At 31.9% G+C, this 26,323-nt stretch carries 23 protein-coding genes and 3 tRNA genes; 13 read left to right on the plus strand and 13 right to left on the minus strand.

Going from position 1 to position 26,323, the window contains the following annotated elements:
• Positions 1 to 43: 43 nt before the first annotated feature.
• Positions 44 to 118: transfer RNA gene (locus QWY99_RS01755), tRNA-Val, on the minus strand.
• A gap of 292 nt (positions 119 to 410) precedes the next feature.
• Positions 411 to 1,445, minus strand: a complete 1,035-nt coding sequence (locus QWY99_RS01760) for a ligand-binding sensor domain-containing protein (protein ID WP_290260279.1) — start codon at positions 1,443 to 1,445, stop codon at positions 411 to 413.
• 854 nt (positions 1,446 to 2,299) lie between these two features.
• On the opposite strand from QWY99_RS01760, the gene QWY99_RS01765 reads away from it, so the two are divergent.
• The 7 genes from QWY99_RS01765 (at position 2,300) to QWY99_RS01795 (ending at position 11,605) form a co-directional block, all read left to right on the plus strand.
• A complete protein-coding gene (locus tag QWY99_RS01765; protein WP_290260281.1) occupies positions 2,300 to 3,961 on the plus strand; it encodes a T6SS phospholipase effector Tle1-like catalytic domain-containing protein in 1,662 nt (553 codons plus the stop codon).
• 67 nt (positions 3,962 to 4,028) lie between these two features.
• Positions 4,029 to 5,057 (plus strand): DUF2931 family protein, encoded by a 1,029-nt coding sequence (locus QWY99_RS01770; protein ID WP_290260283.1) that lies wholly within the window; start codon positions 4,029 to 4,031, stop codon positions 5,055 to 5,057.
• A gap of 98 nt (positions 5,058 to 5,155) precedes the next feature.
• Complete coding sequence (locus QWY99_RS01775; RefSeq protein WP_290260285.1) at positions 5,156 to 6,184, plus strand: DUF2931 family protein; 1,029 nt, start codon at positions 5,156 to 5,158, stop codon at positions 6,182 to 6,184.
• Positions 6,185 to 6,282: 98 nt separating this feature from the next.
• Complete coding sequence (locus tag QWY99_RS01780; RefSeq protein ID WP_290260287.1) at positions 6,283 to 7,311, plus strand: DUF2931 family protein; 1,029 nt, start codon at positions 6,283 to 6,285, stop codon at positions 7,309 to 7,311.
• A gap of 51 nt (positions 7,312 to 7,362) precedes the next feature.
• Positions 7,363 to 8,439, plus strand: a complete 1,077-nt coding sequence (locus tag QWY99_RS01785; protein ID WP_290260289.1) for a DUF2931 family protein — start codon at positions 7,363 to 7,365, stop codon at positions 8,437 to 8,439.
• A gap of 319 nt (positions 8,440 to 8,758) precedes the next feature.
• A complete protein-coding gene (locus QWY99_RS01790; RefSeq protein ID WP_290260290.1) occupies positions 8,759 to 11,152 on the plus strand; it encodes an outer membrane beta-barrel family protein in 2,394 nt (797 codons plus the stop codon).
• A 126-nt stretch (positions 11,153 to 11,278) separates the two neighbouring features.
• Positions 11,279 to 11,605, plus strand: coding sequence for an NAD(P)H-dependent oxidoreductase (locus QWY99_RS01795; RefSeq protein WP_290260292.1), 327 nt, complete (start codon positions 11,279 to 11,281; stop codon positions 11,603 to 11,605).
• Here the strand turns inward: QWY99_RS01795 and QWY99_RS01800 are convergent.
• From QWY99_RS01800 to QWY99_RS01825, 6 genes are all read right to left on the minus strand, one after another.
• Positions 11,521 to 11,823, minus strand: coding sequence for a type II toxin-antitoxin system RelE/ParE family toxin (locus tag QWY99_RS01800; RefSeq protein WP_290260294.1), 303 nt, complete (start codon positions 11,821 to 11,823; stop codon positions 11,521 to 11,523). The genes QWY99_RS01795 and QWY99_RS01800 overlap by 85 nt on opposite strands.
• Complete coding sequence (locus tag QWY99_RS01805; protein WP_290260296.1) at positions 11,816 to 12,061, minus strand: ribbon-helix-helix domain-containing protein; 246 nt, start codon at positions 12,059 to 12,061, stop codon at positions 11,816 to 11,818. The genes QWY99_RS01800 and QWY99_RS01805 overlap by 8 nt, the downstream gene beginning before the upstream one ends.
• A gap of 248 nt (positions 12,062 to 12,309) precedes the next feature.
• A complete protein-coding gene (locus QWY99_RS01810; protein WP_290260300.1) occupies positions 12,310 to 13,539 on the minus strand; it encodes an erythromycin esterase family protein in 1,230 nt (409 codons plus the stop codon).
• 201 nt (positions 13,540 to 13,740) lie between these two features.
• Positions 13,741 to 13,824: transfer RNA gene (locus QWY99_RS01815), tRNA-Tyr, on the minus strand.
• A gap of 51 nt (positions 13,825 to 13,875) precedes the next feature.
• Positions 13,876 to 13,950, minus strand: a tRNA-Val gene (locus tag QWY99_RS01820).
• 212 nt (positions 13,951 to 14,162) lie between these two features.
• Positions 14,163 to 15,401, minus strand: a complete 1,239-nt coding sequence (locus QWY99_RS01825; RefSeq protein ID WP_290260303.1) for a bifunctional folylpolyglutamate synthase/dihydrofolate synthase — start codon at positions 15,399 to 15,401, stop codon at positions 14,163 to 14,165.
• A 131-nt stretch (positions 15,402 to 15,532) separates the two neighbouring features.
• Here QWY99_RS01825 and QWY99_RS01830 point away from each other — a divergent pair, with 131 nt between their 5' ends.
• Together QWY99_RS01830 and QWY99_RS01835 are read left to right on the plus strand one after the other, a co-directional pair.
• Positions 15,533 to 16,228, plus strand: coding sequence for a MotA/TolQ/ExbB proton channel family protein (locus tag QWY99_RS01830; RefSeq protein WP_290260304.1), 696 nt, complete (start codon positions 15,533 to 15,535; stop codon positions 16,226 to 16,228).
• Between the two features lie 3 nt (positions 16,229 to 16,231).
• Positions 16,232 to 16,627: an ExbD/TolR family protein gene (locus QWY99_RS01835; protein ID WP_290260306.1), complete on the plus strand. Its 396-nt coding sequence runs from the start codon at positions 16,232 to 16,234 to the stop codon at positions 16,625 to 16,627.
• A 102-nt stretch (positions 16,628 to 16,729) separates the two neighbouring features.
• Here the strand turns inward: QWY99_RS01835 and QWY99_RS01840 are convergent, their stop codons facing one another.
• The 5 genes from QWY99_RS01840 to QWY99_RS01860 all read right to left on the minus strand — a co-directional run bounded on the left by QWY99_RS01840 (position 16,730) and on the right by QWY99_RS01860 (position 22,019).
• Positions 16,730 to 17,686, minus strand: a complete 957-nt coding sequence (locus tag QWY99_RS01840; protein WP_290260308.1) for an energy transducer TonB — start codon at positions 17,684 to 17,686, stop codon at positions 16,730 to 16,732.
• Between the two features lie 509 nt (positions 17,687 to 18,195).
• The gene (locus tag QWY99_RS01845; RefSeq protein ID WP_290260310.1) at positions 18,196 to 19,422 is read right to left on the minus strand and encodes a Glu/Leu/Phe/Val dehydrogenase dimerization domain-containing protein; all 1,227 of its coding nucleotides are present in this window, start codon (positions 19,420 to 19,422) and stop codon (positions 18,196 to 18,198) included.
• Between the two features lie 123 nt (positions 19,423 to 19,545).
• Entirely contained in the window at positions 19,546 to 20,121 is a 576-nt protein-coding gene (locus QWY99_RS01850) for a chalcone isomerase family protein (RefSeq protein ID WP_290260312.1), read from the minus strand.
• A gap of 133 nt (positions 20,122 to 20,254) precedes the next feature.
• Positions 20,255 to 20,830: a chalcone isomerase family protein gene (locus tag QWY99_RS01855; protein ID WP_290260314.1), complete on the minus strand. Its 576-nt coding sequence runs from the start codon at positions 20,828 to 20,830 to the stop codon at positions 20,255 to 20,257.
• Positions 20,831 to 21,443: 613 nt separating this feature from the next.
• Positions 21,444 to 22,019 (minus strand): chalcone isomerase family protein, encoded by a 576-nt coding sequence (locus QWY99_RS01860; RefSeq protein WP_290260317.1) that lies wholly within the window; start codon positions 22,017 to 22,019, stop codon positions 21,444 to 21,446.
• Between the two features lie 617 nt (positions 22,020 to 22,636).
• On the opposite strand from QWY99_RS01860, the gene QWY99_RS01865 reads away from it, so the two are divergent.
• From QWY99_RS01865 to QWY99_RS01880, 4 genes are all read left to right on the plus strand, one after another.
• Positions 22,637 to 23,779, plus strand: coding sequence for an acyl-CoA dehydrogenase family protein (locus QWY99_RS01865; protein WP_290260319.1), 1,143 nt, complete (start codon positions 22,637 to 22,639; stop codon positions 23,777 to 23,779).
• Positions 23,780 to 23,886: 107 nt separating this feature from the next.
• On the plus strand, positions 23,887 to 24,564 hold the full coding sequence (locus QWY99_RS01870) for a Crp/Fnr family transcriptional regulator (RefSeq protein ID WP_290260322.1): 678 nt from the start codon (positions 23,887 to 23,889) through the stop codon (positions 24,562 to 24,564).
• Positions 24,565 to 24,643: 79 nt separating this feature from the next.
• Positions 24,644 to 24,883, plus strand: a complete 240-nt coding sequence (locus QWY99_RS01875; protein ID WP_290260324.1) for a hypothetical protein — start codon at positions 24,644 to 24,646, stop codon at positions 24,881 to 24,883.
• 440 nt (positions 24,884 to 25,323) lie between these two features.
• Positions 25,324 to 26,298, plus strand: coding sequence for a M20/M25/M40 family metallo-hydrolase (locus QWY99_RS01880; RefSeq protein ID WP_290260326.1), 975 nt, complete (start codon positions 25,324 to 25,326; stop codon positions 26,296 to 26,298).
• Positions 26,299 to 26,323 lie beyond the last annotated feature (25 nt).

Below are 26,323 nucleotides of genomic sequence, written 5' to 3' on the forward strand. Positions count from 1 at the left end.
AATGGCATAAAAAAACTCCTTAAGAAATTAAGGAGTTTTTTTGTGGGCGATGAGGGGTTCGAACCCCCGACCCCCTCGGTGTAAACGAGGTGCTCTGAACCAGCTGAGCTAATCGCCCTATTTTACTAGGTTGCTATCATATTCTGATTGCGTGTGCAAATATAAGATTGTTTTCTGGATTTCCTAGGCTTTTTTTATTCAGAAAGGATGAATTTTTAAGTTGTTTTTGCAATGATTTGATATCTAGTATGATTTTAATGAAATATAAAATGAAAAAATATTTTCAGTTAGCTATTTATAGGCTTATTCATACGTGTATTTTGTGCTAAATCTTTATAGCATTGTAAAATGTATTCTTGTTTTAATATAGAAAAGCTAATGTTTAGTATTGTTGACTGAAAATGTTATTTCTAATTGTCTTTATTTTTAAAGTCTTTGATAGTTTTTCCGTCATAGCGATGCACACCGTTCATAGATCCAAACCAAATGTCCCCATTTCGAGCTTCTAAAATACCAAAAAGAACATTATCTGCAGTGCTAATTTCGGTTACAATTGGTTTTTTATCAGACAAAGAGTTTCCGTCATAGTGAAAAAGTGCCCAAGATTGACTATTGCCTTTTTGTGTAGTAGTCCAAATATTGCCTTTTGTGTCTTCGATTATATAGCCAGTAAAATTCTTTGTGAAATTAGTGAATGTATTACCGTCATAGCGCCAAAGACCATCAGCTCCACCAAGCCAGATATTTCCTTTTTTGTCCTCTATTATGGAACGAACATTTTTAAAAGGTTTGTCGTTATGAGAGAAAACTGAAAATGTTTTTCCATCATAGGCAAAGGTGTTGCTTCTTGTAGCAAACCAAATTTTGCCTTTTTTATCTTCAATGATAGAGTTAACCTCATAGGGACGTCTGCTTGGAAAAGTTTTCCCAGTAAGATCGACATTCATTTCGTTGCCCTCTATAATATAATTTTGAAAAGACTTTCCGTCGAAACGACTTGCTCCTCCAGAAACACCAAACCAAATAGTACCCTTTTTATCTTCATAAATACTTGTTACTTCGTTATTAAGAAGCCCTTCTTTGATTGTGAAATTCTGAAAAGATTTGCCATCGTAATAATAAGCACCTGAGCCAATACTTCCAAACCAGAAGTTTCCTTTTTTATCTTCTAAAATTGAAAAAAAACGGAAGGGAATTACTTTGCTTGTAATGTTGGTAAAAGAGTTTCCATCGTAACGAAATACACCAGTAAATGTCGCAATCCAAATGTTGCCTTTTCTATCTTGTATGATATTTCGAGATAACGATGGAAGTTCGTCTGGGGTGATTACTCTTTTAGTTTCGGAGTTGATAATAATTTTTTCTCCCTCTATTCTTTTTTGTTGGCAGGATGTGTATAGAAAAAGCATTAATAGCAAAATATGAATCTGTAAGTATCTCTTCATTGCATTTTGTGTTAGCTCAAATTTTATACTAATATAGAAACAATTCTTAATAAATTATCAAATGCCTTTTGGTTTGTTAGATGCTATGGTGATTTGTGTTTTGTAGGTTTTTTTTTCTTTTTTTTTCTTTTTGTGGTTGAGTTGTATTCGAATCTAACCTTCGTAAGATAGTATATACTATGAAAACCAAATTTTAAAGAATTTTGTGTGTCGATTTTACCACAAAATTTAATCAGTTTTAAGAATCTAAACCTGTTAACTAAGGCTATAATTGAATAACAAAGATGTAGAATTTAAGCCCCAGTTTATATTAATGCGGTAAGTAGAGGATATCTGGTATGTGATAATTTTAAAGCCTCTTAATTTATGTGGCAAAGAGAAGATGCTAGTTCCACTTTTATCATGATGTAGTTTTTGTAGATAGTTGGTTTATAGCGGTTTGTTTTGATAATGTTTCTGACGAATAACTCAATTTGTTGTTTTTTAATCCTAGATCATTATAATATGTAGTATATAAACTTTGTTAAAAAATATTTAATTATAAGAATTTATTGATATATTTATCGCTTTAATGAAATAGTGTAATTTTTATTATGTCGTTTCAATATTATTAAAAGTTTGTAGAAAGAACTACAAATTAGTAAACGTGAACTATGATTTGGCTCAGGAAACAGATCCTTCAGCGTGTTCTTTTATGGTAACTCGAAATATAATAAGTAAGTGAGAATAAGAAATCGCACAGAGAAGATAAATCGCAAAATTGGCGAGTTTCGATAACAAAGAAGTTGCCATAAATATTAAAAGCTTTAAAAGTGTACACTCACATTAGGAACAAAATTTAATAATAAATAATTATGAGTATTGTAAGAATTATCGGTGGAGAGATGAAAAATACCACCAGAGGGAAAATGGATTTACATGCTACAGAAGGTGATTTTAATATAAATGCCGCTACAGAAATTAATTGGGACGGAGGAGAAGGTGGTGTTGTTCATAGAGAATATGAACCATTACATCCAGATGATTCACTTTCTAACGAAAAAATAGTAAGGCTTAATTTATTTTTTGATGGCACACAAAATAATAAAACAAATACTGAAGCAGGAAAATTGCATCCTAATTCTAATCACGTAGATGATAGTTATACAAATGATTATTCTAATGTGGCGCGAGGTTTTGATGCTACAGATCCTACCAAAGAAAATCAAGTACGTGTTTATATAGAAGGTATAGGAACTGAAAACTTAAAAAGTGAGACTACTTTTTTTGGCAATCTGCCTAATAATTCCGGTATCCCTTTGGGTGAGGGTATTCGTGGTGTAAAGGCAAAAGTAACCAAAGGATGTTTTGAAGCAGGGAAAGGTTTGAATGAATATGCGGGAAAAGCCATTACGTTACAAGTAAATGTTTTTGGGTTTAGCAGAGGAGCCACTGCAGCTAGGTATTTTCTGCACATAGCGACTAATCCTGTTGAGACCAATAATCCTACGTTTAGTAATTACGAAGTTGCACTTCCTCCATTTGGCATAAAATGCCCGAGATATTTAAAAACAAAAGAAACGGATATGCAGGTGCAAAAATATGGTTTTTTTGGTGCTTGTCTTGCGAAGTGGGATGTCATACCTGCAAATATCATTTTTAATTTTGTTGGCTTATACGATACTGTAGCTGCTTACGGTGCAGACCATCGGGGCAAAGCAATTCCGGGTACGACGATAAGTATTATAGATAATGATACCAAACAACTGGGGTTGGATGCAGTTAATAAGGCTTCTTTTGTGCTTCAGTTTGCTGCAGACGACGAACACCGTGATAATTTTGACTTGACCAATATAAATAGTGCGGGGATACATGGATTAGAGTTTACTCTACCTGGAGTTCACTCAGATATTGGTGGCTGTTATGTCGAGAATGATTCAGAAAATGTAGATCTTTTTTATGAACCTTATTTTAATCGAGATTGTAATAAATTTAAAGAGATTTTAGAAGAAGAAGGATGGTACAAACCTCATGAGTTAAAAATTGTACATTCTTATACTACCGATTTTACTAAAAAAGTACCTGTAGAGTATGACGCTAATCCTGTAGGGAACTTCGGCTTGGTGGGTACCAGAAAAAACATACACAATAGTTATGATAAGGTTGCGCTAAACCAAATGTTTCATTACTCAAAACAATTTGATGTAGCATATAAGAATTTAAGTCTAAATGACCATAAAATAAAAAGTTCTTTTCTGATAACAGTAAACAATCAGTTAGTGCGTTACATCAATGCTTGCTCGCATTTAAGAAATCAGTATGTTATACGGTTTAATAGTGGGGAGAATATTACAAATGAATATCTCGCTGCTATAAAAAAAATTAAATATCAGGATTATATAAATGAAGATGATTTAAAAACACTGCGAAATGAATACTTGCACTGGTCGTCTAGCGCTACCAAATTTGGCTACGGTCCTAAGGTAGGAGGTATAAAGAATGCAATAGAAAGAAACCGTAATATACAATATGGATAGTTTTAAAAAAATAATACTAACGAGTATAGCATGCTTTGTGTTTTGTACTCAATTAACCCAATGTCAGATGATACAACCATTGCCAGAATTTCATGTAGAAATATGTTCTCCAGATAATAAATATAGGATTGAACCAATTTTTGATACTATAAAGACGCTCGAAGGAGTTCCAGCTGGACTACCTTATGGAGGTTCGTCAGGACGATGGGGCAATTCAAGGAAAATTTGGACTTCACAAAAAGGGACCCCAATAGGGGCGGATATTACTTATTATTCAGGATACGAAGATGTGTTTTATCGACTAAATATTGATTTTCCTTTAGAGGCTATAAAAGACTATATGGAAAGAGTGTATTCCAGAGTAGATGATAGAAATGGAGAAACACAGGAATATAAAAGATTGGGTAGAGGTTATGAATCTGGCGGAGGTGAAGCTTATGATAGTTTTAGTACATTGGTTTTTGGTTTTGCACCAAAAGGAATGGTTGTGGTATGGATGAATTTTGGTACTACGCGAATAGAATTAGGTCGCTATCAGGCTCAGAAAGTAATTGATGATGTTATTATAAATAAGGCAAGTAAAAAACATTTAGAAAAGTATAGAATAACACCAGAGCGATTTGAGGAGGAAAAAGAAATACTACATATTTCTGATGCCAGTCCATCAAGATGGGATAATTATCGTAATCGCTATAACTGGCGTCCAGAAATAATTTCTGAAAGTCCCAGTTTTGAACTCCTGCAAATTTTAAATAGTTATTATAATGGCGAAGTAGAATATATGCTTCGTCCATGGGTTAGCAATATACCCTACAAAGAACGAGCAGTTCCCCAAGAAATAAATGTAGTCTGGTTGACAGGAGAAAACCATGAAGTAAAAAAACAGGCTTTTATCTATCTCAGTTGGATAAAAGCAAATGAAGCTTTTACAAATGCAGGAGACAAATTTGATATGCAGATAAAAATAGCTGAAAATAATAGTATTCAAGTTTTTCTAAATGGACAGCCGTTTGAAGTAGAAAGTATTAGAGTATTTGATTGGTCACCATCTATGCTCAATGGCGGGATGTATAAAAATGTAAAAAAAATAGAGTAGTAATTTATTTGGCACAAAGTTGTGAAAGAGGAATGAAAAAAATAATACTAACGAGTATAGCATGCTTTGTGTTTTGTACTCAATTAACCCAATGTCAGATGATACAGCCATTACCAGAATTTCATGTAGAAATATGTTCTCCAGATAATAAATATGATATAACTCCAGTCTACGATGTTATAAAAACCCTCGAAGGAGTTCCTGCAGGACTACCATATGGTAGCTCATCAGGGCGATGGGGTAATTCAGGTTCTATTTGGACTTCACAACAAGGGACCCCAATAGGGGCAGATATTACTTATTATTCACGCTACGAAGACGTGTTTTATCGACTAAATATTGATTTCCCATCAGAGACTATAAAAGACTATATGAAAAGAGCGTATTCCAGAGTAGATGATAGAAATGGAGAAACACAGGAATATAAAAGATTGGGTAGAGGTTATGAATCTGGAGGAGGAGAAGCTTATGATAGTTTTAGCACATTGGTTTTTGGTTTTGCACCAAAAGGAATGGTGATGGTATGGATGAATTTTGGTACTACTCGAATAGAATTAGGTCGTTATCAGGCTCAGATACTTACTGATTCAGCTGTTATAGAAAAAACCAAGAAAAAATATCTGTCAACTTATCGTTTAAGTTCAGAGCGATATGATGAAGCTGCAAAAGAATATTTTCTTGTAGATGCCAGTCCATCAAGATGGGATAATTATCGTAATCGCTATAACTGGCGTCCGGAAATAATTTCTGAAAGTCCCAGTTTTGAACTCCTACAAATTTTAAATAGTTATTACAATGGCGAAGTAGAATATATGCTTCGTCCATGGGTTAGCAATGTTCCATACAAAGAACGAGCAGTTCCCCAAGAAATAAATGTAGTCTGGTTGACAGGAGAAAACCATGAAGTAAAAAAACAGGCTTTTATCTATCTCAGTTGGATAAAAGCAAATGAAGCTTTTACAAATGCAGGAGACAAATTTGATATGCAGATAAAAATAGCTGAAAATAATAGTATTCAAGTTTTTCTAAATGGACAGCCGTTTGAAGTAGAAAGTATTAGAGTATTTGATTGGTCACCATCTATGCTCAATGGCGGGATGTATAAAAATGTAAAAAAAATAGAGTAGTAATTTATTTGGCACAAAGTTGTGAAAGAGGAATGAAAAAAATAATACTAACGAGTATAGTATGCTTTGTGTTTTGTACTCAATTAACCCAATGTCAGATGATACAACCATTGCCAGAATTTCATGTAGAAATATGTGCGCCAGATAATAATTATGATATAACTCCAGTGTATGATGTTATAAAAACCCTCGAAGGAGTTCCTGCAGGACTCCCATATGGTAGCTCCTCAGGGCGATGGGGCGATTCAGGTTCTATATGGACTTCGCAACAAGGGACCCCAATAGGGGCAGATATTACTTATTATTCACGCTATGAAGACGTATTTTATCGACTAAATATTGATTTCCCATCAGAGACTATAAAAGACTATATGGAAAGAGCTTATTCTGCTTATGACGATAGAAATGGAGAAACACAGGAATATAAAAGACTTGGTCGCAGATACGAATCTGGAGGAGGAGAAGCTTATGATAGTTTTAGTACATTGGTTTTTGGTTTTGCGCCAAAAGGAATGGTGATGGTATGGATGAATTTTGGTACTACTCGAATAGAATTAGGTCGCTATCAGGCCCAAATACTAACTGATTCAGCTGTTATAGAAAAAACAAAGAAAAAATACCTATCAACTTATCGTTTAAGTTCAGAGCGCTATGATGAAGCTGCAAAAGAATATTTTCTTGCAGATGCCAGTCCATCAAGATGGGATAATTATCGTAATCGCTATAATTGGCGTCCAGAAATAATTTCTGAAAGTCCCAGTTTTGAACTCCTACAAATTTTAAATAGTTATTATAATGGTGAAGTAGAATATATGCTTCGCCCATGGGTTAGCAATGCTCCCTACAAAGAACGAGCAGTTCCCCAAGAAATAAATGTAGTCTGGTTGACAGGGAAAAACCATGAAGTAAAAAAACAGGCTTTTATCTATCTCAGTTGGATAAAAGCAAATGAAGCTTTTACAAATGCGGGAGACAAATTTGATATGCAGATAAAAATAGCTAAAAATAATAGTATTCAAGTTTTTCTAAATGGACAGCCGTTTGAAGTAGAAAGTATTAGAGTATTTGATTGGTCACCATCTATGCTCAATGGCGGGATGTATAAAAATGTAAAAAAAATAGAGTAGTAATTTATTTGACACAAAGTTGTGAAAAGAGGAATGAAAAAAATAATACTCATGAGTATAGCATGCTTTGTGTTTTGTACTCAATTACTCCAATGTCAGATGATACAACCATTGCCAGAATTTCATGTAGAAATATGTTCTCCAGATAATAAATATAGGATTGAACCAATTTATGATACTATAAAGACGCTCGAAGGAGTTCCAGCTGGACTACCTTATGGAGGTTCCTCAGGGCGATGGGGAGATTCAGGTTCTGTATGGACTTCACAAAAAGGGACCCCAATAGGGGCGGATATTACTTATTATTCAGGATATGAAGACGTATTTTATCGACTAAATATTGATTTCCCATCAGAGACTATAAAAGACTATATGGAAAGAGCTTATTCTGCTTATGACGATAGAAATGGAGAAACACAGGAATATAAAAGACTTGGTCGCAGATACGAATCTGGAGGAGGAGAAGCTTATGATAGTTTTAGTACATTGGTTTTTGGTTTTGCACCAAAAGGAATGGTGATGGTATGGATGAATTTTGGTACTACTCGAATAGAATTAGGTCGCTATCAGGCTCAGGAAGTAATTGATGATGTTATTATAAATAAGGCAAGTAAAAAACATTTAGAAAAGTATAGAATAACACCAGAGCGATTTGAGGAGGAAAAAGAAATACTACATATTTCTGATGCCAGTCCATCAAGATGGGATAATTATCGTAATCGCTATAATTGGCGTCCAGAAATAATTTCTGAAAGTCCCAGTTTTGAACTCCTACAAATTTTAAATAGTTATTATAATGGTGAAGTAGAATATATGCTTCGCCCATGGGTTAGCAATGCTCCCTACAAAGAACGAGCAGTTCCCCAAGAAATAAATGTAGTCTGGTTGACAGGAGAAAACCATGAAGTAAAAAAACAGGCTTTTATCTATCTCAGTTGGATAAAAGCAAATGAAGCTTTTACAAATTCGGGAGACAAATTTGATATGCAGATAAAAATAGCTAAAAATAATAGTATTCAAGTTTTTCTCAATGGACAGCCGTTTGAAGTAGAAAGTATTAGAGTGTTTGATTGGTCACCATCTATGCTTAATGGCGGCATGTATAAAAATGTAAAAAAAATAGAGTAGTAATTTTCAATTATCTGTTTCTTGTAAATTTGGAAACAGTAAAATAAGAGTGTAATAAAGGCAATTAAGAAGAAGTGTAATTAGTGCACAGTCATATTTAATTAAAATTAATAAAATAACAATACCTAAACAAACCTTGCGTAGAATTGAAGTTGTTTGTATGTTGAAAATAAAGTTGGATAGCCTAAGAGGGAATATATTTAAATCTTTCAGTAAGTTAAAGTCATAAATCTTTCCTTGTTAAAATAAAAAATAATAATTTGGCAGGATATAATAGACCCCTTTTTTTTGTGCAATTAAATTCACAATTTACTATACAATGAAGCAATTTTTTAATATTTCGTTACTACTTTTCAGTACAGCTCTATTTTCACAAATTAAGATAACTGGGAGAGTTGTTACAAAAGAAAATATTCCAAGTGCATTTATTGAGGCTATATTGGTGAATAAAGATTCATTAGCCGTTAAAAGTGAACTTACTAATGAAAAAGGAGCGTTTTTCTTCGACGTTGCTCCAGGTTTTTATACGCTGCAAATAAGGCAGAATGCAAAAATAGTCGCTTCTCAAAATTTTCAGTTAATTACTGATAAAGATTTAGGGCAAATTTCAGTAGGTGATGCGGTTGAGTTAGAATCCGTCGTTATTGAAGGGGTGAGGAAAAAATTAATAGAAAGAAAAATTGATAGAGTAGTATTTAATTTGGAAAATTCAATTAGTTCATCAGGTGGTAACGCCTTAAGTGCGCTCAGTGTAACGCCGGGTGTACGAGTTCAAAATGAAAATATAAGTATTATTGGGAAAAGTACACTTGCTGTTTTAGTAGACGATAAAATTGTGCAACTTTCTGGCGATGACCTTGCTAATTATTTAAAAACAATACCTTCTTATGCTATTCAAAAAATTGAAGTTATAACTACTCCTCCTGCTAAATACGAAGCAGAAGGAAATAGTGGGTTGGTTAATATTGTGATGAAGAAAGCAAAAGAAAATTCATGGAATGCTTTAGTGCAGTCTACTTACATTCAAAAAACGTATGCTGGTCAAGCCTCTATGGGGAGCTTTAATTACAATAAGGATAAATTAAGTTTTTCTTCGGTTATTAATTACAGAGACGTAACTGATGCATTTGAAAACAAGCAAGAGACTTATTTTCCCGATAATTTATGGTATTCGAGTAATCCTTTTAAAATAAAAGCTAAAAGTTTAAATTTAAATTTAAGCACGAATTATAAAATTAAGCCTTGGTGGACTATGGGAGTACAGGTCTTGTATGTGCAAAATAACCGAAGTTTTGACAGCAAACCCTATACATCTATTAAAGATTATACATCAGGTAATGTTGATAGTTACTTATCGTCAGTAGTTAATGCGAAATTAAAACCAAATATTAAATCGTATAACTTTTACAATGATTTTAAGCTTGATACTTTAGGAAGAAGGCTGACTTTAAATTTAGATTACTTTAATTTCAATAATAATGATTTCCGAGTTTATGATGGTGAATCTATTACTTTGTCTCCTCAACCTACCTCTGAGCAATATTATGCGGGAGAGAATTCAAATATTCAAGACATCACGAATTTATCTGGAAAAGTAGATGTAGAATATCCAACTAAATTTGCCAAATGGAGCTATGGTGGTAAAATCTCAAGTTCTAAATCCAAGAATGACATTTATAGTTTTAATAGCGGTTTAGTCGATAATCCTGTTTCAGATTTTCCTATTACTTATTCTAAATTTGAATATACTGAAAACATTCAGTCAGCTTACTTGTCTTTAAATAAAAAAATCAATAAGAGCTGGGAGTCTCAATTTGGGTTAAGAATGGAAGCGACACAGACCCAGTCATTTGTTGAGAAATCAGGAGCAATAGAAAATAAATATTTAAAGTTTTTCCCGACATTTTACTTGGCTTATACAATAAATGATAATTCATCACTGAATTTAAATTACAGTAAAAGAATTTCAAGACCTGGTTTTGCTAATTTAAATCCAAATATATTTTTCAGTAATCCTTTTCAAAGCCAGAGAGGTAATCCGTTGTTACAGCCTGCCTTTATAGATAATATTGACTTAAATTATAGATTTAAGGATCTTGAAAGTAAACTTTATGTTAGTTTTTCAAATAATTTATTTGCAGGAATAGATATAACAGATCCAGCCACGGAAACAGTTGTATCGAGCACGGAAAATTATTTGGATACACAAAGATATGGTGTTTATGAAACTTATTCTTTTACTAAATTTAAATGGCTAGAAAGTTCATTTTCATTAGATGTTAACTATACTGTTTCAAAATCAAGAGTTGCTATTACCGAACAGAAGCAGGAGGGATTTAATTCTTCAGTTTCTCTCGATAACCAGTTTACTTTAAATACTAAAAAGACAGTACTTTTTTTTGCAAATTATTGGTACGATTTTCCAGGAATAAATGGGATATATAAAAATAAGGCAACAAGTAATTTGTCAGTAGGATTCCAATACCTATTGCTTGATAAGAATTTAAAAATCTCTTTGAATGGCAATGATATTTTTAAAACTGCAGGGCCTCGTACACGTGCAGCTGTTAATGATGTTCTCAATAAAACTGCTATGTATTTGGATAGCAGAAATCTCCAGCTATCTGTTTCTTATAAATTTGGAAATAGTAAAATAAGAGTGCAACAAAGGCAAGCTGGTAATCAAGAAGAAAGAAGAAGGACAGGGAATTAGTAAGTTGTGTTCTTTTTACGACGTTTTTCGTGACAAACACATCAAAGAAGATTTAGAAAATTATCCAAAATAGTTAAAAAAAGTATTTGGTCTATAAATTATTAATCAAACAATATCTGAAAGAAAATGAGTATAGCAAAAAAGGTATTATTAATCAACACGCATTTAAATTATCCAAATTGGAGCGAAGGCACATTGAATGCTTCGTTTTATCAAAAAGCGAAAGACTTTTTCTTAACAAATGGGTTTGAAGTTTTAGAGACGAAAGTAGAAGGCGGCTACAATACCGATGAAGAAGTAGAAAAACATTTAGAAGCAGATATTATCATCTTACAAACACCAATCAACTGGTTTGGTGCGCCATGGATTTATAAAAAATATGTAGATGAGGTTTTAAAGTCTTGCTTTCCGATAATGGTGATAATTTCTATCCGTTTGTCTCCATTGATTTGATAGTAAATAGTATCAACACCACAAACGCAGTAACGGTAACTTTTTTTAATGTGATCGGCAGATGGAAATAAAAAAGGATTTTCCTCTATTTTATCAAAACAATCATAAAACATATTGAAATAGTTATCAGCTACAACAATACCAAACTTGGCAACGCCATAATAATAAATTCTCCTTAAATCTTCTTTTGCCTCGCTACTTAAATAATAGCTATACATTAGGCAAATCTTTTTTAAATTCAGCTAACATTTCTTCTCTGGTTTGTTTTTTTGCAAAGCCGCTTTTTTCTCCCTTATCTATTTTAGCTCTCACAAAATCATAATATTCTTCTCGCGAGCGGGCTTGTTTAATCAAATAGTTGATAGCTTCGCTTTTACTACTAAACTCTTCGGTGTTGACCTGATTTTTTAGCCACTCTTCATTAAGGGCGGTTAGTGATATGCTTTGTCGTGTCATGATAAAAAATATAAGATTGGTGCAAATTTACACCATAATTTTGGAAATGGAAAAAGATTCAGTCAAAAACTTAAATTGACAAAAAAAATGGGTCAAGGTATAGTGTTGTGGTGGAATATTAAAAAATTACGATTTTGTATTGATGCTCAATTTTGTAAATATTTTCACCGGTTTCTAGGCATAAAAAAAGGCCTAAAATAATTTAGGAATACAGTTAAATAAATCAATTAACTAGAAAATTAGATTTATTAATTTAACAAACTCGATTCGCTCGATTTTTTAATAAATATAATTCCATCAAATGCTTCTTTTAATTTTTCTTTTTGAATCATCTTAGGGGAATAAGTAGATCCGATATCTCTGTAAAGCACTTTGGACATTACGAATTCATTTAATAGGGGAGATAAATTACTTTTGTGAAAATCTAAAAAATATATGTCAGAAGAAGCATTGTTGAATACCTCAGTGCTTGTTTTTTCTAAAGGTTCATGGATAGAATACTTTTTAATTTTGTTATTTACAATATCCCAAGCATTAAAACTACCAGATCCAAAGTCAAAACCAGCGCTATAATATTTTTCTGAATATTTATTTTTTAAACGATACCCTAGGGATGTAAATGAAATATTGTTTTTTTTAATATGGGAATTGTGAGCGCAAATAAATATATTATTATTACTATTTTCTACTAACCAATTTACATTTTCAAACATAAGTTCATCCCTGTGGCTTTGAGTATAATTTAACTTCATTGAAATGTATTGTAAAATAGAATTGTTAAGTTGCCATAAATATGGATCTTTTAGATGTTTCAATTCTAATTCTAAAGACTTTAATATTAGATAGTGTTCTTCAAAATCTTTTTTTCTAAGTTTTGTTAAATTATTTTTTGAAACATAATTATTTAATACGGTAAGATATTTTTGGTTATTGGGTGAAGAATTGCTTTGTAGGTATTTGTAAAGTATATCTGTTGCATTTTGACAATTCAAAACATCAATGCCGATAAATGTTAATTGGTTTTCTTTATTTTGTGTTGAATTATATAGTTTCATCCATTCAATCAATGATAATGTTTCGTTTGTATTCCATATCCAATATCCAATTTTATTTAGGAGATCTTTTGGATTAAGCTTCTCTTCATTCTTAATGTATGAATTAATGGCTAAACAGTCACTGTAATTTGCTTCTATTGCAAGTGTTTTGACATTACAATTAAAGACAAGGTATCTGAAAAACTTATCTTTTAAATCCTGAAATTCTTTAGTGCCATGCGTCGCCTCTCCAAAACCAAATATTTTTACATTTTGAAATATATCCTTCAATTTAAAGGGTTCTTTAAAAGGATATTCTGGATTTGAATTATCAATGTCGATCAAACTTGAATTAATAGATGTAATTAATTCTTTATTTTGTGATCGTACTGATTTAAAAGAAGTGATAAAAATTATTAATACTAATATTTTTAATTTATGCATCTTGTAGACTATTTAAAAAATAACAATAATTTTAAATTTGAGTATATTTTGTTAATTGAGTAAATTGAATTTTTTACGGATCAATCCTAAAAGTTGTGATGGAAAGATAGAAAAAAGTTTTTTTTATTGATGCTCAATTTTGTAAATATTTCCACCGGTTTCTAGGCATAAAAAAAGTCCTAAAATAATTTAGGACTTTTTTGGTGGGGAGAGCAGGATTCGAACCTGCGAAGTTTTCACAGCAGATTTACAGTCTGCCCTCGTTGGCCGCTTGAGTATCTCCCCGATACTCGCTAATTTTGTAAAAAAAACTCCTTAATTGCTTAAGGAGTTTTGTGGGCGATGAGGGGTTCGAACCCCCGACCCCCTCGGTGTAAACGAGGTGCTCTGAACCAGCTGAGCTAATCGCCCTATTTTACTAGGTTGCTATCATTTTGTGATTGCGAGTGCAAATATAAGACTGTTTTTCGTATCTCCAAAGCTTTTTTAAATAAAATGTAATTTAAATTTGCAATTAATTTTTAGCTTGTTGATATTTAGTTATTTGTAAAACTTGATTTTTGTATTAAAAATCAAGTTTTACCTATTTTGTTGTCTTTTTATGCTTATTTGTTTTGTCTTTTTTATTTCTCTTCACCAGATAAAGGCAGTTCGGCTACTACAAATGTGCTTCCGCCTGCGTAAATGAAATCATTTTTAGTTGCATTTTCTTTAGCTGCGACAAAAGCATCAGAGACCGAATCGTATTTTTCACCAATTAATTCATGCTTTTTAGCATTTTCTTGTAAAATAGAAGTCGGTAAACCACGCGTGGAATTAGGACTACAGAAATAGTATTGTGCTTCTTTTGGGAATAGGGGTAGGATAGAATCTAAATCTTTATCATTAACAACACCTAGAACGATATGCAAGTTATCGAAAGTTTCTTTTTTTAACTGATTCATCACAATTGCTAAACCATGTTTGTTATGAGCCGTATCACAGATTATCTTTGGACTTTTACCCAGTTGTTGCCATCTTCCTTGTAAACCTGTGTTGGTAGTCACTTTTAATAAACCCGTTTTAAGGTTTTCGTCATTGACTTTAAAATCATTTAAGGCATTTAAAATATGAATCGTTTGCTGTACCGTCTTTTTATTATGTAGTTGGTAATCTCCTAATAAGTCCGAAGGAAAAACTTCGGTGATTAAATCTGCAGCAAAATAAATTGGCGCATTGTTCTCTTTTGCTTTAGCTAAAAAAACGGCTTTTGTGTCGAGAGTATATTCTCCAATTACAACTGGAGAGTTTGGTTTAATTATTCCAGCTTTTTCGCCTGCAATTGCTGTTGGTGTATTTCCTAAAAATTGGGTGTGATCCAAATCTATATTGGTAATCACCGAGATTAGCGGTTTGATAATATTAGTAGCGTCTAATCTTCCGCCTAGTCCCACTTCAATAATAGCAATGTCTACTTTTTGTTTCGCAAAATAATCAAATGCTAACCCAACCGACATTTCGAAAAAGCTCATATCATTAGATTCAAAAAAAGTCTTGTGTTTGCTTATGAATTCGCAGACAAAATCTTCAGAAATTTCTACACCGTTAATTTTAATGCGTTCACGAAAATCTTTTAAATGTGGTGAAGTGTACAATCCAACTTTGCATCCTGCTTCTTGTAATATTGAAGCTAGCATATGAGAGGTTGAACCTTTACCATTTGTTCCAGCAACATGAATGCATTTCAATTGATTTTCAGGATTATCAAGATGAGAAGCCAGTAGCTTAATGTTGGTTAAATCTTCTTTATATGCCGAAGCTCCCTGTAATTGGTACATTGGGAGTTGATTAAACATCCAGTTTGTAGTTTCTTGATAGTTCATTTATTTCTTGTAAAATAGTTGCTGATTGAAATAATTTTCGTTTTTTTTAGTTTAATATAACAACGAAAAGTATCTTTATTGCAAAATTGGAATATTTTTTAGAATTAATTATTAAAAACAAGAATTAATATATGTTTAGCTTCATTCAATTACAAGCGGATACTATTGCAAACGCCGCATCTAACGTAGTTATAGAAAAAATTGCACCAAATACAGAAATTTCTGTTTTAGGATTTATTTTAAAAGGAGGGGTCTTTCTTATTCCAATCGCCATCTTATTATTCTATACTTTTTATATAATCATTGAACGTTATTTATATATAAGTAAAGCTTCAAAAATCGATAATCGATTAATGATGGATGTAAGTATGAATCTAAATTCGGGAAATTTAGATATGGCTAGAAGCATTGTAGAGAGAAGTGATACTGCTGCAGGAAATATTCTTAAAGAAGGTGTACTTGTTATTGGTAGACCAATTGCCGAAATAGAATCGAATATGGATCGTGCTGCCGATATTGAAATAGGTGAGATGGAAAGACGTCTTGGGCATTTAGGTCTTATTGCGGGTATTGCGCCTACTTTAGGATTTATTGGAACAATTTCTGGAGTTATAAAAATATTTTATAGCATTTCGGTTACTGAGAATATTAGTATTGGTAATATTTCTGGAGGATTGTATGAAAAAATGATTAGTAGTGGTTCGGGGTTAATTGTTGGTATTATTGCTTATAGTGCTTACCACCTTTTGAATGGTAAAATTGATGATTTTGCTCTGAAAATTCAGAAGCAAATACTAGAATTTGTAAATATTATTCAAAGATCATAAGCTATGTCTATAAAAAGAAAAAGAAGATTTCATGCCGAGGTGGCAACTTCATCGCTAAGTGACATTATGTTTTTCTTGCTTTTGTTTTTCTTGATTATATCTACATTGGCAAATCCAAATGTTATAAAAATGACATTGCCTAAAGCCAAAGCAAATGAAAAAACAAACAAACAATTCATAAGTATATCAGTTACCGAAGATAAAAAATTCTTCATCGATAAACAGCCTGTAGATTTTGAAGAGTTAGAAACGAGTTTAATGTCCAAATTAGGAACAGATAAAGAACAAACAGTAGTTGTAAGGATTCCGTTTAATCTTCAAGTACAAGACTTGGTAGATGTGCTTCAAATAGGAGTAAGGAATAATCTTAAGTTTGTTATTGCTACGAGTCCCAAATAATAAAAATTTTTTGAGATAACTGGATTTCTGATTCAGTTGAGACCAATAAAAAAGGCTTTCAGATTTTAGACTGAAAGCCTTTTTTATTGGATCTTATATTTTTTAATTCATATCAAAATTGTAAATAATCTTACCAACTTGTTTTTCTGGAGCATCACTACTTGCAGCCCATTTTGTATTCATTGCCGCAATTTTGGCTTGATCTAATAAACATTTTGCAGTGTTTGTAGTTCCTTTTATTCCTGCAATTGCGCTTATTGTTCTTCCGTTTCTGTCTACAGAAACTTCTACAACTACTTTTCCAACTTCATTGCAAGTATAGTTTGGAGCAGGTTTAGATAATGCTTTTCTGTTTCCAAGGGAATATCCTGATCCACCGCCAGAACCACTTCCAGATCCGCCACCACTTCCTGAGCCGTAGCCACTACCAGTTCCTATGCCAGTTCCAGTTCCGTTTCCGCCACCAGTTCCTCCGCCAGAACCACCAGTTCCGTAATAGCCATTAGAATTCAGATTTCCGTTTGATTTTCCTTTGTTTCCAGCCACTTTATCATCTCCATCACCGCCTTTGTTGGAGCCTTTTAAAATACTTGATAAAGCATCATTTGTAGTGTTGGAAACTTTAGGTTTCTCGACTACAGGCTTTGGGTCCGGTTTTGTAACTGTTATAGGTTTGTTCGTTTTTTCTTTTTGAGGAATAACAACACTCTCTTCAGTAGCGTTTTCTTGTGATAGTATCGCTTCTTCTGGAGTTGATTTTACAGGGATTTGTTTAGCATGGTTTTTTACTTCCAAAACTTCACTTTTGTAATTTGCGCCAGAACCTAAGTCGCTATCTCCAAAGTTAACGGTAACACCACCGCCTCCGCCGCCTCCAGCTAATTCGTTTATGCCATTTGCAGGTGGCCAAAAGCGAATGAAGAATAAAAGCAGTATGATTAGTCCATACAAAAGCACAGAAACGATGATTGATTTCTTTTTATCAGAACCAGGAGCATTTACAAACGTGTCGCTAGCTTTGCCTAGTAATCTAGATATTAGGCCAGTAGGGATTACCATATTAGTGTCAAATTAGTTTTAAATTTAAACGTTTAAAAGTACTAAAAATTGTTTAGAATCAAAGGGCTGGGCAGATTTTATGAAATGTAGGTTTAAGTAGCTGTTTCTAATATGTGGGTTTAGTAGATTGGTCAAGTTATTCGGATTGCTACTTAATTAGCAGTTTGCATTAATTACTTCGTCAACTTGGGTCGTAAAAAATATATTTAATACATAGAGACATAGTTTCTGTACTTATCGCATTAGAATTGATAATCAAAGGGGATTTAAGAAAAATATTTTTTCCACATAGCTTATGTTATTTATTTTAAGTGAAATACCTTTTTAGACTTTGTTATGCTATGTTCCGATAGCTATCGGAACTATGTGTGATAATAATTAAATGGAACGTTTTTAATCAGTTAAAGATTCTCCATCTGATTTGCCAATTTTGAATAAGTTAAATAAAAAAACGGATCAAACAGTTTATGAAAACTAGTTTGATCCGTTTAGGATAAAGTATAAAAAAATTATACTAATTGTTTCAGTGCAATTTCAAAAGCAGTTGCGCTGATATTTGTTTTTGATGCACTTAAAGCATGTGCTTTTTGAATTGCATTTTTTATAGTGTCCGAAGTGTCATTAAAGATCGCTTCATCGGTCATTTGTACTTTCTTTTCCATGAAATAAGCAAAAACGCGTGCCATTCCGCAGTTTGAAATAAAGTCAGGAATTAAACTCACTTTGCTGTCTACTTGTTCCATAATCGAACCAAAGAAGATTTCTTTATCAGCAAAAGGTACATTTGCACCACAAGAAATTACTTCAAGTCCATTTGTAATTAAAGCATCAATTTGATTCTGATTTACTAATCTTGAAGCGGCGCAAGGAGTAAATATTTCGGCTCCAATTGTCCATATTTTTTCATTGATTTCTTCAAAAGGAATCATGTTTTCAGCAACAAGTTTGTTACCGTCTTTAGCTAAAAATAGTGCTTTGATTTCATCAAAAGAAAAACCTTCTTCATTAATTAATCCACCATCTCTATCGATAATACCAATTACTTTAACCCCCATGTCAGCCAAATAAAAAGCGGCTGCCGATCCTACATTTCCGAATCCTTGTACGATAGCTTTCTTACCTTTTACCTCACCTCCATAAATTGCATAATAATGACGTACAGCTTGTGCAACGCCAAAACCTGTAATCATATCAGCAATTGTATATTTTCTGGTTACGTCGGGAGAGAAATTTGAATTCTCGATTACTTTAACAACCCCTTGACGTAATTGTCCGATTCTATTAATTTTGTCAGCTTCAGTAGGCTTGAAATGTCCATTAAAAACACCTTCTTGCGGATGCCAAACACCGCATTCTTCGGTCATTGGAATTACTTCGTGAATTTCATCAACATTCAAATCACCACCAGTTCCGTAATAACTTTTTAGTAATGGAGAAACGGCTTTGTACCAACGTTGTAAAACACCTTTCTTTCTAGGGTCGTTTGGGTCAAAATTAATACCAGATTTAGCACCACCAATCGCAGGTCCAGAAACTGAAAATTTTACTTCCATTGTTTTTGCCAATGATAAAACTTCGTTTACATCTAAACCTTTTCGCATTCGGGTACCCCCACCAGCAGCTCCACCTCGAAGGGAATTAATTACTGTCCATCCTTCGGCTTCGGTTTCAGAATCTTTCCAGTTGAATACGATCTCAGGTTCCTTATTTTCAAATTTCTTTAATAAATCTTTCATTTTACTGCGATTAGTTTAATTTAGACAAATATAAAAAATAGGTTAATGCGAAATGTGTATTATGGTAAAAATTTCAATTACTTCACAGAATGATGTTTTTTTAACCAAATTAGCTAAATATTATTATTTACCTAATAATTGATTTTTTAATTTCTCATCAGCAGGTTTGTCTGCTAACCAAATACCAAAAAGAGCTTTCTTAAAATCTTTTCCTTCTATTTTCCCTTTCAGATTATTGTTTTTATACACCCAGATTGAAGTATCATTTGGTGAATAAATAAGCTTAAAAACATCTTTTTTGGTTATGTTATCGCTTAAGTATCTTTTAAACATTTCGATTCGAGGTTGCAACGACTCTAAATTATCACCTGCATTTTTTCGGAAGCCATCATCCATCGCTTTAGTTAGCTTTTTTGAAGATACCATCGACGAAGTAACTTCAATTCGAATAGCCATTTCAGTGTCGCTTTCCAGAATAAACTTTGCATCTTGACTTAATTGGGATAAATATAATGCTTGTACATAAAGATCTGACCACATAATAGACCTGCCACCAGCACCATTTAAGGATAAAGTTTTATTTTGAAATTCTATTGTTCTAGGAACCATTACGCCTTCTACATTAAAAACTTTCTGAGCAGAAACGGTTGAAAATTGCAAAGTCATTATTATTGTAAGTGATAGTAAAAAGTTTTTCATAATAATTGTAATTTAAATTTATGCAAAATTACTTATTATTTCTCTATTTTTAGGGTACTACAGAAGTCTTTTTGGTTAAGCGCTTAGTTTATAGGCTTTAATTTAAAGTTAATAATTCAAGACAATAGCGTATTTATTTACCTAATAGTTGATCTCTTAGTTTTACATCGGCTGGTTTGTCTGCTAACCAAATACCAAAAAAAGCTTTTTTGAAATCAGTTCCTTTAATCTTTCCTTTCAGTATATTGTTTTTATATACCCATACTGCTGGATCGTTAGGGGTGTATATAAATTTAAAAACATCTTTTGCTCTGATTTCACCACTAAGCATATTATTTAATTTTTCTAACCTTGGTCTAAGGTATTCAATATTGTTTTCAGCCGCAATTTCAAAACGGTCATATATAAGTTTTGTTAATTTACTTGGAGGAACTACAGGAATAACAATGTTTATACGTATAGCCATCTCAGTATCAAGATCCATTAAATACTCATAATCTTGACTTAATTGAGTTAAATATAATGATTGAATGCATTTCCCTAACCAAATTTTAGATTTTCCACCCGCTCCATTTAATGATAAAGTTTTATTTTGAAATTGAATGGTTCTTGGTAGAACAACATCTTCTACTGTAAACGTTTTTTGTGCGTAAACATTTGTGAATTGCAAAGTTGAAATTACTGTAAGTAACATTAAAAATTTTTTCATCTTTTTGTAAATTATATGATTTTCACAAAAATACTCCTAATTTCAATATTCTATGGATGAATAAGGGTTCTTACCTGTATAAATGACTTATTTATGATAGTTTTTAGATTTTAGTTATTTGTAAGGTATTCAGGTTGTTAGTTGATATTTCGGTTAGCCTACAAAACACTTTTGTTGAAGTGTCTTATGTAACGTATTAAAATAATTTTACTTCAAAAATCAGGCTTTTAAAGAGTAAAATAAATTAGAGTATATATGGTATAATAATCTTATTTTCAGATAATAAGATTGTTTGATTTAGTTGGATTATTTGTCATCTTAATCTTTCTAGAGGGAATGTTTTTTATCAGTAGATATGTCGTTTTTATAGCGTAAAGTGACGTAAATGCTTTTTATTACAAACAAAATAAAGATTAACAATTTATTTGTAGTACAAATAGCTCAATATTAATTTTATAACATGGATATTTATCTTACAAATGAATAAGAAGATGTTTTTGAAAACTTATTCATTCGAAAAAACAAAGTAGCTAATTTGTTTAAAATTGTTTTTTTCCTTTTTTTGATTAGTGGGAATCTTGTTTTTTATTCTAATTAGAGAATGTTTAAAAACTTATTTACCTAATAATTGATTTTTTAATTTTTCATCAGCAGGTTTATCAGATAACCAAATTCCGAACAGCGCTTTTTTGAAATCAAATCCTTGCACTTTACCTTTTAAAATATCATTTTTAAATACCCAAACAGACGAATCAATAGGAGAATAGATAAGTTTAAAGATATCTTTTTGTGTTATTTCGTCACTTAAATAACTTTTAAATTGTTCGATTCTTGATCGTAATGATTCTAGATTATCTCCAGCTGATTTTTCGAAACCACTATTCATTGCTTTTGTTAATTTATTAGAAGAGACCATTGATGAAGTGATTTCAATTCGGACAGCCATTTCTGTGTCACTATCAATAATGTATTTTGGATCTTGACTTAATTGGGATAAATACAAAGCTTGAACATATACTTCTAACCACATTTTTGATCTTCCACCAGCACCATTTAATGATAAAGTTTTATCTTGAAATTGAATTGTTCTAGGAACTATAACACCATCAATATTAAAAGATTTCTGTGCTGAAACGTTAGAAAATGGTAAAATTATAATTGCAGTAAGTAATAGTAAAAATTTTCTCATATTAATGTTATTGTGCGTTTTTGGTAAAAATAGTTTTATTTTCTGTTTTTTTTTGTGAAAAAAATAGTGTTTTTAATGAGAAAATCATTTGTGTAAGAAAACATCTATTTGGGAATTACTTATTTGGTTTCTAGTAGCTTACTAATATTGTTTTTTTTAGGAATAGGAGTTTTTATTTTGGCTTTATTTTTTCTCTAAAAATCATATTTCCATCAGTTCGAGTCAGATTTGGTGTTTACTTTTCAGCATATTGAAAGGAGATGCATGCGTATTATTGTTCCAGAATTTTTATTCTATGATGAAACTATATCGTTAAGTCTTGTCTTTACTAAAATTATTTGGTTTCTGATGTGTTTTTGTAGAAATTGATGTAGCTTTTTTTATGCAAAATAAGGTATGGTTTTAAGTGTTTTGAAAGCAAATTAGGTATGTATTTACATAAAATTAATAATAACTTAATGGTCGTTTTTAAGTGAAGTCCTTGATATTATTACGATAACGATATAGTGAACTATTTTACTTACTCAAAAATGCTTGACATTATTGAAAATTACAGTATAAAAAATTATCTTTGAATATATTTTTTTAACAAAAAGCAACTTTTATTTTATATTACTATGGATTTTAATCTTACCGAAGAGCACTTAATGATTCAACAAGCCGCTAGAGATTTTGCTCAAAACGAATTACTACCAGGTGTGATTGAAAGAGACGAAAAGCAAATTTTCCCTACGGAACAAATAAAAAAAATGGGACAACTCGGATTCATGGGAATGATGGTTGATCCTAAATACGGAGGAAGCGGTTTAGATACGATTTCGTACGTAATTGCAATGGAGGAAATTTCTAAAGTTGATGCTTCGGCTTCTGTAGTTATGTCGGTAAATAATTCATTAGTTTGTTGGGGACTTCAAGCTTTTGGTACCGAAGAACAAAAACAAAAATATTTACCAGGATTGGCTTCTGGAGAGATTCACGGTGCTTTTTGCTTAAGCGAGCCAGAAGCAGGAAGTGATGCTACATCACAAAAGACTTCTGGAATTGATATGGGCGACCATTATCTAGTAAACGGAACAAAAAACTGGATTACTAATGGTAATACAGCTTCTGTATATATTGTAATTGTACAAACTCATGCCGAATTAAAGCATAAAGGAATAAATGCTTTAATCATGACCAAAGATATGCCAGGTTTCTCTGTTGGTCCTAAGGAGCAAAAAATGGGAATTCGTGGTTCAGACACGCATTCATTAATGTTTAGCGATGTAAAAGTGCCAAAAGAAAACAGAATCGGTGAAGACGGATTTGGATTTAAGTTTGCTATGAAAACCTTAGCAGGTGGAAGAATCGGAATTGCTTCTCAAGCCTTAGGAATTGCTTCTGGAGCTTATGAATTGGCTCTTAAATATTCTAAAGAACGTAAAGCTTTTGGAACAGAAATTTGCAATCACCAAGCTATCGCATTTAAATTAGCAGATATGGCAGTTAATATCGAAGCAGCTCGTCATCTTTGTATGAAAGCAGCTTGGGATAAAGACCAACATAATAATTACGATGTAAGTGGTGCTATGGCTAAATTATTTGCTTCGCAAGTAGCAATGGATACGGCTGTAGAAGCAGTACAAATTCATGGTGGAAACGGATACGTAAAAGAATATCACGTAGAACGTTTTATGCGTGATGCAAAAATTACTCAGATTTATGAAGGAACTTCAGAAATTCAAAAAATTGTAATTTCAAGAGCAGTTATTGCAGGATAATCTTTTGATTTAATTGATATCAACAACCCTTTCGATACTATGGCTTCGAAAGGGTTTTGTTTTTAAAATTAAAAATTAATTACATTTACAATCCTAGATTTGATATTATGTACGAAGATTTAAAATATTGGTATTTGCGAGATCACAAATTGTTCCGGACATTAAGTTATGGACAAATAAAGCAATTGTGCATCATTACAGGTTTTAAAAAAGCGGAGAAAGGGGAGATTATTTATTTCTCTTCTTCTGATTTGCCTCGAATTTTTTTATTGAAAAAAGGAAATATCAAAATTGTTGCAGTTGATGAAGACGGAAACGAAACAATAAAAGATATTATTCAGAAGGGAGATTTGTTTGGCGAATTAACTTTGGAGACGGATAAAGAAACAAATGAATATGCAAAAGTGCTTTCAGAAGATGTTTCTATTTGTAGTTTCTTAATGTCGGATTTTGAAGATTTATTATTACGAAATCCAAGTTTAGCTTTGTCTTACACAAAATTTGTAGGGCTGAAGATGAAACGCATCAAAAACAGTTATTCTAATTTGATTTCTAAAGATGCTAAAACGAGATTACTTCAGTTTTTAAAGGACTGGGCAGAGAAAGAAGGAGTGAAGTCTGGAAATTTAGTAACAATCGAAAACTATTTAACTCAAAATGATATTGCTCAGATTATCTGTACTTCAAGACAAACAGCAACCCAGTTGATTAATGAGTTAGAAACCAATAAGATTCTCGTATACAATCGAAAAGAAATTGTAATACAAGATATTACTAAATTATAGCTCCTTTTCTAAACTTTACTAGGGTTGATATTTAGGTTCGCAAAACTGAAGTAGGTTTGCATTATCAAAATGTAAGCCTATGAAGAAAAATAATTTTTATCGTGGGGTGGTGTTTTTACAGCAACGCACACTCATCTGCTTTGGCTTAAACCGAAAAATGACAATTGAATTTAGTATATCAAATTATCGCTGTAAGCCCAGATTAGCTAATAATTTAAAAAGTATCGAAGAGAAAGAGGAAATATATTATCTGTTGCTTTCTGATAACAAAGGAAAAGTAGTAAAGGTTATGGGTGTTTTTAAGAGTTTTGGAAATTAAAAGAAGATTTTAAACATCGTATACTGCCACATTGTTGGCCGCAGATGTAAAAAAATATAGCAAAATCAAACGTATATGTTGAGAAATGTATAATGTATTGGCTGTTTTTTATTGGAGTTTTACTTAATTGTTTTAATTTTTTGCAATTACCTTTCTGGACTGGTTGGAATTTGTATTTGATAAATGAGAATTATATTTCTACAGAAAAGAATTATAAATATTATTATATTGCGGGAACTTTAATTGGAGTCTTTATAGGAATGCTTAGCCTTATTTTAGTATTGCAACTCATTTTTAAGAATACATCTTATATTTTTAATTATCTGATGTTAATTCTTATACCGTTGTTTTTTATTTTTTTGGCTGGGATTCAGACTTTTAAAGTGTATAATAAATATTTTAATATAAAGCTTAAAACTTAGCTAAATCAAACCACAGTAATGAAAAAACTATTCCTTTTAGTTCCGTTTATTTTTTTTGCGTGTAAAACCAATACACAAGTTGCAACCGAAGCAACACAGTCAAATTCAAAATTAGTAATTGATTATAAAGTAAAGGAGAGTGATGTTTCTTCGACTTTAAAATATCTTTCATCAGATGAATTAGAAGGAAGGGAAACGGGAACAAAAGGAATTGAAAAAGCAGCTGTTTATCTGGAAGATATTTTAAAAAGTAATTCTGTTAAACCTTATTTTTCTTCTTATCGTGACACTTTGTCTACGTTTAAAACTCCAGCATTTAATATAGTTGGATATTTAGAAGGAACAGATCCCGCTCTAAAAAAGGAATTTGTTATTCTAAGTGCACATTATGATCACATTGGTATTGATAAAAAAGGTGTTAATGGAGATTTTATAAATAATGGTGCAAATGACGATGCATCTGGAGTTGTAGCGGTTGCAGAAATGGCGAAGTACTTTAGCCAAACGAAATCGAATAAAAGGAGTGTACTATTTGTGTTTTTTTCAGGAGAAGAAAAAGGGCTTTTAGGTTCTAAACATTTGGCTAAAAAACTCAAAAGCCAAAACTTTAATTTATATACTCAGTTAAATATAGAAATGATTGGTGTGCCAATGAAGCGCGAGTTTTTAGCTTATATTACAGGTTTCGATAAATCGAATATGGCAACAAAAATCAATGAATATACTGGCGATAAGACTATTGGGTTTTTACCAAAAGAAGCTGAATATAAATTATTCTATAGATCTGATAATTTTCCTTTTTTCGAAGCATTCAATGTTCCTTGTCAATCGATAAGTACATTTGATTTCGAAAATTTCGAGTTCTACCATCATGTTTCTGATGAATTTAAAGTAATGGATGTGTCGCATATGACTTCTTTTATTCAGGAATTTTTGCCTGCGGTAACTCATATGACAAGTTCTCCAACAAAAGAGATTATCATGACCAAATAAACTATGCTTTTTTATCGGTTTTCCT

The organism is Flavobacterium branchiarum, assembly GCF_030409845.1.
GTDB lineage: Bacteria > Bacteroidota > Bacteroidia > Flavobacteriales > Flavobacteriaceae > Flavobacterium > Flavobacterium branchiarum.

Bases quoted from the DNA above. Each gene is read 5' to 3' on its own strand.
- QWY99_RS01760 (WP_290260279.1), bottom strand. From the start codon at position 1,445: ATGAAGAGATACTTACAGATTCATATTTTGCTATTAATGCTTTTTCTA.
- QWY99_RS01765 (WP_290260281.1), top strand. From the start codon at position 2,300: ATGAGTATTGTAAGAATTATCGGTGGAGAGATGAAAAATACCACCAGA.
- QWY99_RS01770 (WP_290260283.1), top strand. From the start codon at position 4,029: ATGATACAACCATTGCCAGAATTTCATGTAGAAATATGTTCTCCAGAT.
- QWY99_RS01775 (WP_290260285.1), top strand. From the start codon at position 5,156: ATGATACAGCCATTACCAGAATTTCATGTAGAAATATGTTCTCCAGAT.
- QWY99_RS01780 (WP_290260287.1), top strand. From the start codon at position 6,283: ATGATACAACCATTGCCAGAATTTCATGTAGAAATATGTGCGCCAGAT.
- QWY99_RS01785 (WP_290260289.1), top strand. From the start codon at position 7,363: ATGAGTATAGCATGCTTTGTGTTTTGTACTCAATTACTCCAATGTCAG.
- QWY99_RS01790 (WP_290260290.1), top strand. From the start codon at position 8,759: ATGAAGCAATTTTTTAATATTTCGTTACTACTTTTCAGTACAGCTCTA.
- QWY99_RS01795 (WP_290260292.1), top strand. From the start codon at position 11,279: ATGAGTATAGCAAAAAAGGTATTATTAATCAACACGCATTTAAATTAT.
- QWY99_RS01800 (WP_290260294.1), bottom strand. From the start codon at position 11,823: ATGTATAGCTATTATTTAAGTAGCGAGGCAAAAGAAGATTTAAGGAGA.
- QWY99_RS01805 (WP_290260296.1), bottom strand. From the start codon at position 12,061: ATGACACGACAAAGCATATCACTAACCGCCCTTAATGAAGAGTGGCTA.
- QWY99_RS01810 (WP_290260300.1), bottom strand. From the start codon at position 13,539: ATGCATAAATTAAAAATATTAGTATTAATAATTTTTATCACTTCTTTT.
- QWY99_RS01825 (WP_290260303.1), bottom strand. From the start codon at position 15,401: ATGAACTATCAAGAAACTACAAACTGGATGTTTAATCAACTCCCAATG.
- QWY99_RS01830 (WP_290260304.1), top strand. From the start codon at position 15,533: ATGTTTAGCTTCATTCAATTACAAGCGGATACTATTGCAAACGCCGCA.
- QWY99_RS01835 (WP_290260306.1), top strand. From the start codon at position 16,232: ATGTCTATAAAAAGAAAAAGAAGATTTCATGCCGAGGTGGCAACTTCA.
- QWY99_RS01840 (WP_290260308.1), bottom strand. From the start codon at position 17,686: ATGGTAATCCCTACTGGCCTAATATCTAGATTACTAGGCAAAGCTAGC.
- QWY99_RS01845 (WP_290260310.1), bottom strand. From the start codon at position 19,422: ATGAAAGATTTATTAAAGAAATTTGAAAATAAGGAACCTGAGATCGTA.
- QWY99_RS01850 (WP_290260312.1), bottom strand. From the start codon at position 20,121: ATGAAAAACTTTTTACTATCACTTACAATAATAATGACTTTGCAATTT.
- QWY99_RS01855 (WP_290260314.1), bottom strand. From the start codon at position 20,830: ATGAAAAAATTTTTAATGTTACTTACAGTAATTTCAACTTTGCAATTC.
- QWY99_RS01860 (WP_290260317.1), bottom strand. From the start codon at position 22,019: ATGAGAAAATTTTTACTATTACTTACTGCAATTATAATTTTACCATTT.
- QWY99_RS01865 (WP_290260319.1), top strand. From the start codon at position 22,637: ATGGATTTTAATCTTACCGAAGAGCACTTAATGATTCAACAAGCCGCT.
- QWY99_RS01870 (WP_290260322.1), top strand. From the start codon at position 23,887: ATGTACGAAGATTTAAAATATTGGTATTTGCGAGATCACAAATTGTTC.
- QWY99_RS01875 (WP_290260324.1), top strand. From the start codon at position 24,644: ATGAAGAAAAATAATTTTTATCGTGGGGTGGTGTTTTTACAGCAACGC.
- QWY99_RS01880 (WP_290260326.1), top strand. From the start codon at position 25,324: ATGAAAAAACTATTCCTTTTAGTTCCGTTTATTTTTTTTGCGTGTAAA.